This window comes from Agromyces excoecariae, from assembly GCF_051715505.1.
Lineage (GTDB): Bacteria > Actinomycetota > Actinomycetes > Actinomycetales > Microbacteriaceae > Agromyces.
In genome coordinates, this window is record NZ_JBPSLA010000001.1 from 119,519 (window position 1) to 133,296 (window position 13,778).

The 13,778-nt window shown below is 68.7% G+C and carries 11 protein-coding genes and 1 pseudogene; 7 read left to right on the forward strand and 5 right to left on the reverse strand.

Annotated elements, in window-relative coordinates; translation table 11 throughout:
* Window positions 1-4: 4 nt before the first annotated feature.
* From gyrB to dnaA, 5 genes are all read right to left on the reverse strand, one after another.
* Window positions 5-2,026 (reverse strand): DNA topoisomerase (ATP-hydrolyzing) subunit B, encoded by a 2,022-nt coding sequence (gyrB, locus tag ACSJD1_RS00555; RefSeq protein WP_438853376.1) that lies wholly within the window; start codon window positions 2,024-2,026, stop codon window positions 5-7.
* 124 nt (window positions 2,027-2,150) lie between these two features.
* Complete coding sequence (locus ACSJD1_RS00560; protein ID WP_438853377.1) at window positions 2,151-2,630, reverse strand: DciA family protein; 480 nt, start codon at window positions 2,628-2,630, stop codon at window positions 2,151-2,153.
* On the reverse strand, window positions 2,623-3,882 hold the full coding sequence (gene recF, locus ACSJD1_RS00565) for a DNA replication/repair protein RecF (RefSeq protein WP_438853378.1): 1,260 nt from the start codon (window positions 3,880-3,882) through the stop codon (window positions 2,623-2,625). The genes ACSJD1_RS00560 and recF overlap by 8 nt, the downstream gene beginning before the upstream one ends.
* A 69-nt stretch (window positions 3,883-3,951) precedes the next feature.
* A complete protein-coding gene (gene dnaN, locus ACSJD1_RS00570) occupies window positions 3,952-5,106 on the reverse strand; it encodes a DNA polymerase III subunit beta (protein WP_438854096.1) in 1,155 nt (384 codons plus the stop codon).
* A 462-nt stretch (window positions 5,107-5,568) separates the two neighbouring features.
* Window positions 5,569-7,062 carry a chromosomal replication initiator protein DnaA gene (gene dnaA / locus ACSJD1_RS00575; protein ID WP_438853379.1) on the reverse strand — a complete coding sequence of 498 codons (1,494 nt, stop codon included), beginning with the start codon at window positions 7,060-7,062 and terminating at the stop codon, window positions 5,569-5,571.
* A gap of 412 nt (window positions 7,063-7,474) precedes the next feature.
* Here dnaA and rpmH point away from each other — a divergent pair, with 412 nt between their 5' ends.
* The 7 genes and pseudogenes from rpmH (at window position 7,475) to ACSJD1_RS00610 (ending at window position 11,908) form a co-directional block, all read left to right on the forward strand.
* Entirely contained in the window at window positions 7,475-7,612 is a 138-nt protein-coding gene (rpmH, locus tag ACSJD1_RS00580; protein ID WP_064002918.1) for a 50S ribosomal protein L34, read from the forward strand.
* 8 nt (window positions 7,613-7,620) lie between these two features.
* The gene (gene rnpA / locus ACSJD1_RS00585) at window positions 7,621-8,043 is read left to right on the forward strand and encodes a ribonuclease P protein component (protein ID WP_438853380.1); all 423 of its coding nucleotides are present in this window, start codon (window positions 7,621-7,623) and stop codon (window positions 8,041-8,043) included.
* Window positions 7,970-8,332, forward strand: a pseudogene (yidD, locus tag ACSJD1_RS00590) (membrane protein insertion efficiency factor YidD); the annotation flags it as partial. The gene rnpA and the pseudogene yidD, both read left to right, overlap by 74 nt.
* Before the next feature lie 243 nt (window positions 8,333-8,575).
* The gene (gene yidC, locus ACSJD1_RS00595; protein ID WP_438853381.1) at window positions 8,576-9,553 is read left to right on the forward strand and encodes a membrane protein insertase YidC; all 978 of its coding nucleotides are present in this window, start codon (window positions 8,576-8,578) and stop codon (window positions 9,551-9,553) included.
* Window positions 9,554-9,558: 5 nt separating this feature from the next.
* Window positions 9,559-10,056: a Jag family protein gene (locus tag ACSJD1_RS00600; RefSeq protein ID WP_438853382.1), complete on the forward strand. Its 498-nt coding sequence runs from the start codon at window positions 9,559-9,561 to the stop codon at window positions 10,054-10,056.
* A 26-nt stretch (window positions 10,057-10,082) separates the two neighbouring features.
* Complete coding sequence (rsmG, locus tag ACSJD1_RS00605) at window positions 10,083-10,736, forward strand: 16S rRNA (guanine(527)-N(7))-methyltransferase RsmG (protein ID WP_438853383.1); 654 nt, start codon at window positions 10,083-10,085, stop codon at window positions 10,734-10,736.
* 104 nt (window positions 10,737-10,840) lie between these two features.
* The gene (locus tag ACSJD1_RS00610; RefSeq protein WP_438853384.1) at window positions 10,841-11,908 is read left to right on the forward strand and encodes an LD-carboxypeptidase; all 1,068 of its coding nucleotides are present in this window, start codon (window positions 10,841-10,843) and stop codon (window positions 11,906-11,908) included.
* Window positions 11,909-13,778 lie beyond the last annotated feature (1,870 nt).

The window sequence follows — 13,778 nt, forward strand, 5'->3', positions numbered from 1 at the left end:
GGTGTCAGATGTCAAGGAAACGCACGTCCTTCGCGTTCTTCTGGATGAATGCGCGGCGCGACTCGACGTCGTCGCCCATCAGGGTGGAGAAGATCTCGTCGGCCGCAGCGGCGTCGTCCATCGTGACCTGGAGCAGCGTGCGGGACTCGGGGTTCATCGTCGTGTCCCAGAGCTCCTGGTGGTTCATCTCGCCGAGTCCCTTGTAGCGCTGGACGCCGTTCTCCTTCGGCAGCCGACGCCCGGCCGCCTGCCCGTCGGAGATCACCGCATCGCGCTCGCGATCGGAGTACACGTAGTCGTGCTCGGCGTTGGACCACTTGATTCGGTACAGCGGCGGCTGCGCGAGGTAGACGTAGCCCATCTCGATGAGCGGCCGCATGTAGCGGAACAGCAGCGTGAGCAGCAGCGTGGTGATGTGCTGGCCGTCGACGTCGGCGTCGGCCATGAGCACGATCTTGTGGTACCTGGCCTTCTCGGGGTTGAAGTCCTCGCCGATGCCGGTGCCGAACGCGGTGATCATCGCCTGGATCTCGGCGTTGCCGAGCGCCCGGTCGAGGCGGGCCTTCTCGACGTTCAGGATCTTGCCGCGGAGCGGCAGGATCGCCTGCGTCTCCGGGTTCCGCCCGGTCTTGGCCGAACCGCCTGCCGAGTCGCCCTCCACGAGGAAGATCTCCGACACCGTCGGGTCCTTGCTCGTGCAGTCGCTGAGCTTGCCGGGCATGCCGCTGGACTCGAGGAAGCCCTTCCGCCTCGTCGCCTCGCGCGCCTTGCGCGCGGCGATCCGCGCGGTGGCGGCCTGTTGCGCTTTCCGGATGATGTCGCGGCCCTGGTTCGGGTTGCGGTCGAACCAATCGCCGAGCTGGTCGCCGACGACCCGCTGAACGAACGACTTCGCCTCGGTGTTGCCGAGCTTCGTCTTCGTCTGGCCCTCGAACTGCGGTTCGGAGAGCTTGACCGAGATGACGGCGGTGAGGCCCTCGCGCACGTCGTCGCCCGAGAGGTTGTCGTCCTTCTCCTTGAGGATCCCCTTCTCGCGCGCGTACCGGTTCACGAGCGTCGTGAGCGCCGCGCGGAAGCCCTCTTCGTGGGTGCCGCCCTCATGCGTGTTGATGGTGTTCGCGTAGGTGTGGACCGACTCGGTGTACGCGGTCGTCCACTGCATCGCGACCTCGAGGGCGATGTTTCGCTCGGTGTCCTCGGCCTCGAACGAGATGATCTCGTCGTTGACGAGTTCGGCCTTCTTCGACTTGTTGAGGTACTCGACGTAGTCGACGAGCCCGCGCTCGTAGAGGAAGGTGTCCGTGCGCTGGACCGGGATGGCGATGGCGCCCGTCGTCGGCGTGTCCTCCGGGTCGATCTCGACGTGTCCGGCGCGCAGGTCGGTCAGCGTGATGCGGAGGCCCTTGTTGAGGAAGGCCATCTGCTGGAACCGTGCGCGGAGGGTCTCGTAGTCGAATTCGACCGTCTCGAAGATCTCGGCACTCGGCCAGAAGATCGTGGTGGTCCCGGTCTCGGTCTCGGGGATCGCCTCGCCCTGGGCGAGCGGTGCGTCGGGCACGCCGACCGTATAGGTCTGACGCCAGACGTGGCCCTGTCGCTTCACCGCGACGTCGAACCGACTCGAGAGCGCGTTCACGACGGACGCGCCGACGCCGTGCAGGCCGCCCGAGACCGCGTACCCGCCGCCGCCGAACTTGCCGCCGGCGTGGAGGACGGTGTGCACGACCTCGACCGTCGACCGGCCCTCGGTGCGGTGCACGTCGACCGGGATGCCGCGGCCGTCGTCGACGACGCGGACGGCGCCGTCGTCGAGGATCGTCACGTCGATGTTCGTCGCGTAGCCCGCGAGGGCTTCGTCGACCGAGTTGTCGACGATCTCGTAGACGAGGTGGTGGAGTCCGCGTGGCCCGGTCGAGCCGATGTACATGCCGGGGCGCTTCCGAACCGCTTCGAGGCCCTCGAGAACCTGGATCGCGTCGGCGCCGTATTCAGGCGCACCCTGGGCCTTCGTCGGTTCCGCTGTCATGGGTGAATCGGGCTCCAAACCGTCGTTCTGGCGACTCTCGATCCTATCAAGGTCCGGTCGTCGCCCGAGCCGCTCCGCGCCGATCTGAGGCCTCGAGAGAGGCGAAGTGACCGATTTTGCCGTCTCAGCCGTAGGTGTCGCGCGGACCGCGCCCTGGAACCGATCTGGGACCCTTTTTCCAGGTGGGGGCATCCGGGCCTTGGAAACGGATGGTGTCGACCCCCGCCCTCGGGTGCCGTTCGAGGATGGCGCGGATCAGCTCCTCGCGCATCATGCGCAGCTGCGTCGCCCACGCCGTCGATTCGCATCGGACCTGGAGCACGCCGCCCTCGATCGCGATGGGCTCGGAGTGGCGGGCGATGTCCTCGCCGGCGATCTCGGGCCAGGCGGAGAGCAGTTCCTGTTGCGACAGCGCGCCCGTCCAGCCGAGCTGGGCGGTAAGCGCGTCGATCGCGGCGCCGAGGGGCTTGGGGTCGCGGCCGGGCGTGAACGGCTCGCTGCCCTCGACGTCGCGGACGCGCGTGCGAGCCCGCCCGGGGCGGATCCGCGGCTCTCCGCCGAAGATCTCGCGGAAGTGCTGGTAGGTGCGGGCGGCCTCAGACACCGGATGCCTCCGACGGCACGGGTTCGACGGATGCGCCCGATCGCCCGGCGCCCCGGGGATCGCCCGTCGATCCAGGCGCGTCGACCACCTCGCCCGCCGCGATGCGGATCACGCGGTGCGAGAGCGGTTCGGGGACGTCCTCGAGGACGGCGGCGGTGATGAGGACCTGCTCGTACCCGCCGACGGCGGCCGACAGCCGCTCGCGACGCAGGCGGTCGAGTTCGGCGAACACGTCGTCGAGGAGCAGGACCGGATCGCCCGTCGTCGAGTCTCGGCGGAGGAGCTCGGCCGAGGCCAGTCGCAGCGCCAGCGCGAACGACCAGGACTCGCCATGGCTCGCGTATCCCTTCGCCGGCAGGCCGTTCAGCAACAGCAGCACGTCGTCGCGGTGCGGCCCGGCGAGGGTGACGCCCCGCTCGAGCTCCTTGCGACGGAGCGAAGCGAGCGCCGTCGCGAACCGCTCGGCCGTCGGTACGCGGCCGGCCGTCGCCACGCCCGACTCGCCGCTGCCGGGAGCGGATGCGGCATCCGTCGACTCGTCATCGGGATCGGCACCGTCGATCGAGAGGACGGACCGGAGCTCCGGCCGATGGTCGTCATCGACGATCGAGCGGTACGCGGCCGCGAGCGGTTCGCGGAGCTCGGCCACGAGTTCCTCCCGACGGTCGACGATTTCGGCGCCGAGTTCGACGAGTCGTTCGTCCCAGATGTCGAGCGTGGTCAACTGCGATACGGCGAGCCCGCGCGCCCGGGCGCTCTTCAGCAGCGAGTTGCGTTGCTTGAGCACCCGGTCGTAGTCGGCCATCACGCCCGCGAGCCTCGGGATCCGCTGCACGAGCAGCCCGTCGAGCAGGCGGCGCCGCACCGAGGGCTCGCCGCGCACGATGGCCAGGTCTTCGGGCGCGAAGAGGACCGTGTGCGCGTAACGGGGCAGATCGCGGGGCTTCGCCGCGGCACGGTTCACCTGGGCTCGATTCGCACCCTGCCGGTTCAGTTGGAGCTCGAGGAGCACCTCGCGACCGCCCGATGAGAGCAGGGTCCGGACGATCGCGGCATCGGCACCGGCGCGGATCAGGGCCTGATCGCTCGAGACCCGGTGCGATGAGAGCGTGGCGAGGTAGCCGATCGCCTCGACGAGGTTCGTCTTGCCCTGCCCGTTCCGGCCGACGATGACCGTCGCACCGGGCTCGAACGACAACTCGGCGGACCGGTAGTTCCGGAAATCGGTGAGCGAGAGCCTCGCGACGTGCACGGTGCGGCTCCCTTCTCGCGAACCACCACGGTACCCGCCCGCGCCGACATCGCGGCGCGGTGCGACGGCCTACCGGAGGAGCAGGTTCGGCTGCAGGAGGTAGCGGTAGGTGTCGGCCCCCGCCTGCTCGCGCGAGGTCTGGCTCGTGATGAGCACGGGACCCGGCTTGTTCGGGTTCTCGGTCTTGGTGAACGAGATGCGCACGAACTCGCTCGGCACCGCCTGCAGGCCGTCGAGCAGGAACTGCGGCTTCAGGGAGACGACGGTCTCGTCGCCCGTGAGGATCGCGTCGATCGACTCCGAGGCCTGGGCCTGCTCGCTGCCGATGGCCTCCAGCGTGAGCCCGTCGGCCGTGAAGGAGTACCGCAGCGCGGCCTCGCGCTCGAGCACGAGCGCCACGCGCCGGGTCGCCTCGATGAGCTCGGCGGTGTTCATGACGGCGTAGTTGTCGACGGTCTCGGGGAAGAGCCGGCGGACGGGCGGGAAGTTGCCCTTGATCAGCAGGCTCGTCACGGTCTTGCGGTCTGCCGAGAAGGCGATGAGCTCCCGGTCGTCACGACTCGTGATCGCCACCGAGATCGTGCCCGAGTGACCGAAGGTCTTGCCGACCTCCTGCAGTGTGCGCGCCGGCACGAGCGCGGTGCTCGCCGCATCGCCCTCGCCCGCGACGCCGCCGCCGTCCCAGTCGATCTCGCGGATCGCGACGCGATAGCGATCGGTGGCGACGAGGCTCAGGTTGGTCTCGCGGACCTCCAGCTGCACGCCGGTGATGACCGGGGTCACGTCGTCGCGGGACGCCGCGACCGCGACCTGCGCGACGGCCGACGCGAACTCCTCGGCGGGGACGACCCCGGTCTGCTCCCCGATCTCGGGGATCGACGGGTACTCCTCGACCGGCATCGAGAGCAGCGTGAAGCTGGCCGAGCCGCAGGTCACCGAGATGCGCGACTCCTCGGTCGAGACGCGCACGGGCGCGTTCGGCAACCGGCCGGCGATCTCGGCGAGGAGTCGACCCGACACGAGCACCGTGCCCGGTTCCTCCACGTCGGCCTGGATCTCGGTGCGCGAGGACACCTCGTAGTCGAAGGAGGAGAGCACGAGGCCGTCGCCCTCGGCCTGGATCAGCACCCCGGAGAGGATCGGGAGGGTGGTGCGCTGCGGCAGCAGCTTGACGGCGAAGGACACGGCCTCACTGAAGACGTCGCGATTGACCTGGAACTTCACGGTTCTCCCGTCGTGGAGGTGCTGGGTGGCTCCCATGCTATCCGGACGCCCGTTTCCGACGCGGTGTTTTCGCGTGCTCCGATGCGCCGTCGCCGCCCGCCCGGCCCGACCGAATCCAGGTTGCCGAACGCCGTGGGTTAATCCATCTATCTCTTAACGGTGTTAACCGGTGTGGAAACTGTGGATGGCGTGCGGAGATCCGCGAGATGGCGCCGATCGGAGGCCGTCGAGGCTGTGCACGGTGTGTGGAAACCCGTGGGGGCGGCATCCGTCGCCATCGAGCGCCGTTCGGAGTTGTACACAGGCCGATCGGCCGTCTCAACAGTCGTGGCGCGGTTGCTCGTTAACAATCCACAGATTTTCCACACCTGTGCGGAATCGTGTCGGCGGGCTCTCAGGAACGGTCGGCCGGCCGCCACGACGCGCGCTGATGGGCCGCGCGGGATCCGTCACCTGCCGGGCTCAGCGATAGCGTGCGGTCTGCTTGATCCGCGCCGTCAGCTCGGTGACCTGGTTGTAGATCGAGCGGCGCTCCTTCATGAGCTCCGAGATCTTCTTGTTCGCGTACATCACGGTCGTGTGGTCGCGGTTGCCGAAGAGCTGCCCGATCTTCGGCAGCGAGAGGCTCGTCAGCTCGCGGCAGAGGTACATCGCGATCTGGCGCGCCGTCGCGACCGCCTGCGACCGGCTCGACCCGTACAGGTCGTCGACGGTCAGCTTGAAGTAGTCGGCCGTCGCCGTGATGATGTCGACCGGCGCCACGACGTTGTCGGTGTCATCCGTGATGAGGTCCTTCAGGACCGTCTGCACGAGCGGCATGTCGACCGGCGTGCGGTTCAGGCTGGCGAAGGCGGTGACGCGGATCAGCGTGCCCTCGAGCTCGCGGATGTTGCTCGAGACCTTCGACGCCATGTACTCGAGGATGTCGTCGGGCACCTGGAGGTGCTCGTTCTGCGCCTTCTTGCGGAGGATCGCGATGCGCGTCTCGAGGTCGGGCGCCTGCACGTCGGTGATCAGGCCCCATTCGAACCGGCTGCGCATCCGGTCCTCGAACCCGGTCAGGTGCTTCGGCGGCACGTCGCTCGTGATCACGACCTGCTTGTTGTGGTCGTGGAGCGTGTTGAAGGTGTGGAAGAACGCCTCCTGCGTCTCCGCCTTGCCCTGCAGGAACTGGATGTCGTCGATCAGCAGGATGTCGATATTGCGGTAGCGCTGCTGGAACAGCGAGCCGCGGTTGTTCGCGATCGAGTTGATGAAGTCGTTCGTGAACTCCTCGGAGCTCACGTACCGGACGCGGATGCCGGGATACAGGCTCATCGCGTAGTGGCCGATGGCGTGCAGGAGGTGGGTCTTGCCGAGCCCGGAGTCGCCGTAGATGAAGAGGGGGTTGTACGCCTTCGCCGGCGCCTCGGCCACGGCGACCGCCGCGGCGTGCGCGAAGCGGTTGGACTGGCCGATGACGAAGCTGTCGAACGAGTACTTCGGATTGAGTCGCGCGTCTCGCGGCCGGTCGACGCTGCCGCTGCCGCTGTCGAAGATCGGCTGCGGACCGGCCGGAACGTCGTCGCCGTCGAGGCCCATCGGCCCGGCGGCCATGCCGACGCCGCCCATTCCGGGTGCGGTCGTGCCGACGGATGCCGCGGCGCCCATGGGCCCGCCCGCGTCGGGTTCGGCCGGGCGCAGCTGCTCGAGTTCGGGGTTCACGACCACGTAGAAGGAGGTCACCGGCGACGGTGCCTCGATCGCGCTCATCGCGGAGAGCAGCGACACCCGCATGCGCTGGTTCAGCATGCTGGCCGTGAAGTCGTTCGGCACCTCCAGGTAGAAGGTGCCCGCCGCGATCCCCTTGGGCTCGACCAGGCTGAGGAAGCCCTGGAGCATCGGCGTGATCGCCTCGTCGTCGGAGAGTCGCTCGAGGACCGTCGCCCACGTCTCGCTGATGGGCTGTTCCGTCATCGCTCCCCGCAATCTCTCGCACCGTTCGCCGGCCGCTCGTCGCTCCCCCGAGCGATTCGGTGGAGCGGCCCGAAGGCGTCTGTTCACAACGTTCTCCACCGCCTGTGGGCAGACTTGCGAGAACCGCGGGATTCCGCCGCACAGGCTGGGGATAACTGGTGTCACACGCTAGCGAATCGGACCTGCTCGGACAAATGCCCATCCGAGGATCCGGCACGCCGTCGGCGTGTCGTTCCGCCCGGGAACCTGTGGATCGGTGGAGAATGTCCCTTCCGTGGTCCGCTCGGTTTGACCGTGGCATCCGCAGGCCGTAGTTTTAATCAGTTGACCGCAGCCCTTTCGGGCACCGAGTTCTCCCCGCCGGCGCACCTGTGACGCGTCCGTGCGCGGAATTTCCCAGCCGGAGAAGAAGATGAGCAAGCGTACGTTCCAGCCCAACAACCGCCGTCGCGCCAAGAAGCACGGCTTCCGCGCCCGCATGCGCACGCGTGCCGGCCGCGCCATCCTCTCGGCCCGCCGCTCCAAGGGCCGCACCGAGCTCTCCGCGTAAGTTCCTCGGTGCTCGCCAAAGCCAACCGCATCACGAGCGCCGATGACTACCGGTTCATCGTGCGCCGTGGTGCGAAGGTCGCCGGTGCCCACACCGTGAGCTACATCCGCTCGCGGGAGGCGGGTACCGACGCGCGCTTCGGCTTCATCGTGTCCAAGAAGGTCGGCACGGCCGTACGCCGCAACCTCGTCCGCCGACGGTTGAAGGCGGCCGGTCGCGAATTCGTCGACGGCGGCGCGTCCGCCGTCGACGTCGTCGTCCGTGCGCTGCCCTCGGCCTCGCTCGCCGGGTTCGCGGAACTCCGCGACGAGCTCGGCGAGGCCCTGGTCGCTCGAACCGGCCGGCGTCGTCCGGCCGATGCCTCAGCCGCTGAATCGTCGAGCCCAGGCTCCGGCGCCTCGGTCACCGCCGGTCCACTGGAAGAGCGCTGACGTGGAGAACCTCGCCTGGTTCGTCTGGCTCCTGCCCCGCAACGCGGGAGTGCTGCTCATTCGCGCCTACCGGGCCGTGATCTCCCCGCTCTACGGCGACGTCTGCCGGTACTACCCCTCATGCTCGGCCTACGGACTCGGCGCGGTGCAACACCGCGGTCTCGTGGTCGGATCAGTGCTCACAGCGTGGCGCATCGTCCGGTGCAACCCATGGTCGGCCGGTGGCATAGACGACGTGCCCCTGCCTCGTGTCCGCCGGTTCCGGGTGACCCGATTCGGCCTCGTGATCCCCGCCGGCTGGGCCGGAGCAGAGGAATCCCGCGACCGGGCTCAGGCACGCAGTGGTCGTCGACGGGTCGGCGTCCCGATCGCGGCCGACGCCGATGGCGGGCACACCCACGTGTCGCATCACGAGACCGAGGCGCACACGCACGACCACTCCCGGCCCGTCGACTCCGCGGCATCCGTGCCACTCCGCCTCGCGGAACCCGATTTCTCTGCAATCACGTCCCGGAAGGACTGACCCGCCCCAATGGACATCTTCAGCATTCTCCTGTGGCCCATCAAATGGGTCATCGAGCTGATCCTCGTCGCGTTCCACTCGCTCTGGACGTTCCTCGGTCTGCCCTTCGACGCCGGCGTGACGTGGGTCCTCTCCATCGTCGGCCTCGTCGTGGTCGTCCGTGCCGCGCTGATCCCGATCTTCGTCCGCCAGATCAAGAGCCAGCGGCGGATGCTCGAGGTCGCTCCGCAGCTGAAGAAGATCCAGGACAAGTACAAGGGCAAGAAGGACCAGTTCTCGCGCGAGGCGATGTCGCGCGAGACCATGGAGCTCTACAAGCGGACCGGCACCAACCCGCTCTCGTCGTGCCTGCCGCTCCTGCTCCAGATGCCGATCTTCTTCGGGCTCTTCTCGGTACTGAACGATGCGTCCCGCAACGCGGAACGCGGCGGTGTGGGCGTCCTCACCCCGGCACTCGCCGAGTCGTTCTCGAACGCCACGTTCCTCGGAGCCCCGCTGAACTCGACCTTCATCGGCGAGTGGAATGCGATGATCGCCGGCGACCCGTTCAGCGCTTCGACGATGTTCGTGGCCATCACGATGATCATCCTGATGACCGCATCGCAGTTCATCACCCAACTCCAGATCGTCTCGAAGAACATGTCGCCCGAGACCAAGGCGAGCCCGATGTTCCGCCAGCAGCGGATCCTCCTCTACCTGCTCCCGCTGGTCTTCGCGTTCTCCGGTGTCGCGTTCCCCCTCGGCGTGATGTTCTACTGGCTCGTCTCGAACTTCTGGACCATGGGGCAGCAGTTCATCGTCATCCGCAACATGCCCACCCCCGGCAGCGAAGCGGCGAAGGCCCGCGAGGCGCGCCTCGCCCGCAAGGGGAAGCTGGTCGTCGAGTCGAAGGACGACGCCGAGGACGGGCAGCCGCCGAAGCCCGTGACGACCCAGCGCCAGCAGCCGGTCAGCAAGAACCGCGCGAAGAAGCAGAACAGGAAGTGACCCCGATGACGGACGTCCAGCACGACGCCGCGACCCGATCCCTCGCGCAGCTCGAGGAGGAGGGCGACATCGCGGCCGACTACATCGAGGAGCTCCTCGACATCTGCGACCTCGACGGCGACATCGACATCGATGCTCGCAACGGCCGCGCATACGTCTCGGTCCACGCGGCCGATGCCGCGAACCTCGCCGTGCTCTCCCGGCCCGACACCGTTACGGCGCTGCAGGAACTCACGCGCCTCGCAGTGCAGACGAAGACCGGGGCGTTCTCGCGCCTCATCCTCGACGTGGGCGGGTCCCGCGATGCGCGTCGCGAGGAACTCGGTCGACTCGTCACGCGAGCCGCCGAGCGCATCGAGTCGGGCGCGGCAGAGGCCGCATTGCCGCCGATGTCGTCGTACGAGCGGAAGCTCGTGCACGACCTGGTCGCCGAGCGCGGCCTGCATTCCGAGTCGCGCGGTGAGGGCGCGGACCGTCATACGGTGATCACCCGCGCCGGCTGAGCGCCCGCCGCCGTTTCACGTGAAACATGACTGACCCTGTCGACCGCCCGGCCGGTCTCGAGCCGGAGCCCGCATCCGCTGCGGTCGTGTTCGGCGAACGCCTGGAGGTCGCGCGCGCGTACACCGAGAACCTCGCCACGCACGGCGAGGAACTCGGGTTGATCGGACCCCTCGAGCTCCCGAGGCTGTGGTCCCGGCACGTCGTGAACTCCGGACTCGTCGCTCCCCTGCTCCGTGCAGGGCGCGTCGGCGACGTCGGATCCGGAGCCGGCCTCCCGGGCCTGGTGCTCGCGATCGCACGCCCGGACGTCCACCTGACGCTGATCGAGCCGATGGAACGTCGTGTCGCATGGCTTCGACGACAGGTCGCCGAACTCGAGCTCGGAAACGTCGACGTCGTGCGTGCCCGAGCGGAAGAGGTCAAGCTGAAGGGCCAGCTCGACCAGGTGACGGCGCGCGCGGTCAGCGCCTTGCGCACGCTGATCCCGATCACCGCCCCCCTGCTCCGCCCCGGCGGCGAGCTCGTGCTCATGAAGGGCAGCGGCGTGGAGGGCGAGATCGGCGCCGCTGAGAAGGCGATCCGCAGGTTCCGGCTGACCGACGTCGAGGTCATCGTGCTCGGGGAGGGCGTGGTCGACGACGTCACCCGCGTGTTCCGGGCTCGGGTTCCTTCGGCGTAGGCACGCACCCCCCCCCGCGTTCCGGAGACCCGCGACGTCGCGGACCGATGTAGGTGCCGCCCGACGGCGTGGCGCACCTCGCGGTGGTGCGAGATGATCTGCGGATGGCGCCGCACCGAGTGACCCAGCCCCCCAAGGCACGACCGGGCGATCGAGTCGCGGTGCTCTCGCCGGCGTGGGCAGCACCGGCTCACTTCCCCGCGATCCACGAACAGGCGATGCGGCGCCTCACGGAACTCACAGGCCTCGTCCCGGTCGAGTACCCGACCACCCGGCGCGCGGATGCATCCGCGGCAGACCGCGCTGCCGACCTCATGTCGGCATTCGCCGACCGGTCCATCCGAGGCGTGCTGGCCACGATCGGCGGCGACGATCAGATCCTCGTGATCCCCCACCTCGACGCCGCGGAGATCAGGTCCGATCCGAAGCCCTTCGTCGGCTACAGCGACAACACGAACCTCCACAACTGGCTCTGGGCGAACGGAATCGCCAGCTTCTACGGGGGCAGCACCCAGGTACACCTCGGGGCGGGTCCACGTGTGGACGAGGTGCATGCGCGGTCGTTGCGCGCGGCCCTGCTCGACGGCGGTGTGCTCGAGGTCGTCGATCCGGGCGAGTCGGAGGACTTCGGGCTGCCCTGGGACGACGTGCGTTCGTTGACCGAGTGGGGTCGGCGCGAGCCCACCGAACCGTGGGTGTGGGCCGGCGGTTCGAGGCGGGTGACCGGCCCGACATGGGGCGGATGCCTCGAGGTCATCGAGCAGATCTTGGTGGCCGACCGGTTTCGGTTCTCGCCGCAGGCGCTGGAGGGCGCCGTGCTCATGATCGAGACGAGCGAGTTGCTGCCCCCGGCCGACTGGGTCTCGCGGCTCCTGCGTGCGATCGGCGAACGTGGCCTCCTCGAGCCGCTCGCCGCGGTGATCGCGGCACGTGCCCCGACGAGTTCCCACGAGGAGATGTCCCCACCAGCTGAGCGGATTGCTCGTCGAGCGGCGCAGCGGGACGCCATCGTCACCGAAATGGCTCGGTACAACCCGCAGGCCGTGGTCTGCGTGGGCCCGCCGTTCGGACACACACGCCCGCAGTGGATCCTGCCGCACGGCGGTCTGCTGACGCTCGATCCGACGAACGGGTCGATCATCGCCGACTACGGTCCGGCCGCCGCCCGGTAGCCCGGACGTTCTCGATGTTTCACGTGGAACATCGGGGCGAGACATCGACGATTCGGTTGACGGCGGTCCTTCGAGTTCTCCTCCGCCGCAGGGGGGCGACCGAGGCTCCTCTTGCACGTGAGCACCGACCCCATGGACCCGACGATGGGGTGTTCCCGATCGCGACACGGATTCCGGCCGCGACATCGACCGCGTGCCGGCAGACCTGCCCAATCTTCAACGTCGGACTCCCCCGAACCCCCCTCCGGGTCGGCTGGAGTCGACTGATCGACGTGTTGTGCCCAGGCCGTGCCTGGGCTTGCCTGGAGTCCTCCTCCACGCCGAGGCTCCACGCCCCGGGCTCTCGTGCTGCACCGCCCGGCTGGGGACCTGTTCGCGGCGTTCCCGTGAGCTGAACGAGGCCTCGCCGCCGTGCGTGGAACTCCGAGCCGCTGCGTCGCCTCACCGATGCATTCCGAGAGGCCGTTCCACGTGAAACATGCTCGGCGAGGCGCGTGCCTCGGTCAGGTCGGACCGAGCGGGAACGGCGCGCAGGTCGCCGTTGATCGGCCCGGGCAGATCGACGATCGCCAACGAGCGCGCTGATCGCCACACGAGGCCGGGACCTCTTCTGCGGTGCTGCGGGGAGGGCCCCGGCACCAACGGTGCGGTGGGGCCCGGATGGCGAACACCGGATTGCTCGGTCGGACCGATATTCGTCCGATGACTGGTGCGCCCACGTGTCAGCCACCAGCGCCGCGACTCGCATGTGCGGATCGACTGGGCGTTTCACGTGAAACATCACACGGCGACCTCGGGCGAAGTGGACGAAGCGGACGAGGCGGTCGGAGCGACGCAGGTGAATGATCGGGTGGCGTCTCTTGCGGACGGGTCGGTGCACCCAGCGACTGCGCGGACGTGCCGCCGGCGTAATCGCCGGCCCGTCGCCCGATTCACTTCTGCCGAACCCGTCGGCTGAGACATTCGTCGCTTCGATCCGACGTCTCCCTCGCCTGTCGACACCGCCGAAGACGTTCCGAACCTGGTCGAATCACGGCCAGGGGTGGGGAACGAATGCCGAGGAGCTTCACTGGCCCATCGCCGCAGTGTCCGGATGGATCACGGTGGCGATCGCACGACCGTGGAGCGCGGTCGCCGTTCGCTCGCGGACCGCGCGCCCGAGCCGCCGTCGGCCGGGCCTCGCTCCGTGCACGACTCCCCACCTGTCCGGGAGCCAGGTCGACAGGGCGACGGAGAGCGAAGCGCGCTCGAGTGGATGGCCCGCCCGCGGCTGGGAGAGCGTTGGAACGCGATGACGTCGGACCTCGTGTCCTTGCGGCCTGGACGCTCGGTGAGCGCGGTCGACGACGTCCTCTCGTCGTCGCGCCGCATGATCGCGAGCGCTGCGACCAGCGAGCCTGCAGTCGGCACGAGTTCCGAGCCTGCAGCCGGCACGAGTTCTCGGGGCGCGCCGATGTGCATCGATGCACGGTCGGTCGGATCGGATACCCCGTCGCGCTCGCAACTGGTCGCACCGCGATTCCGTCGGAGCGCGGATCGTCGCCGGTATCGGAGCGCGCGGTCTTGGCGCGCCTCGAGTGCCGCTGTGGACCACCCGCAGCGACCAGAACGAAGACTTGGCCACGACCACATCCCCGACGGTGCCACGACGGCCGACACGAGACGCAGCTCTCGGGTGTACCGGGGCCGCGGTGTCCGTGCTCGACCGACCGTCAGATTGCGCGTGGACCTCGGAAAGGCAGCTCGCCCGAACACTGGGACACTGCCCGTGGTCGCACTGCTCGAGAAGATGAACCCGCCGAAGCCATGGCCCGTGAGGAGCGCGGCCGACTGCACGCGCCCGGTCGGATCGAGCAAGTTGCCACCGCGA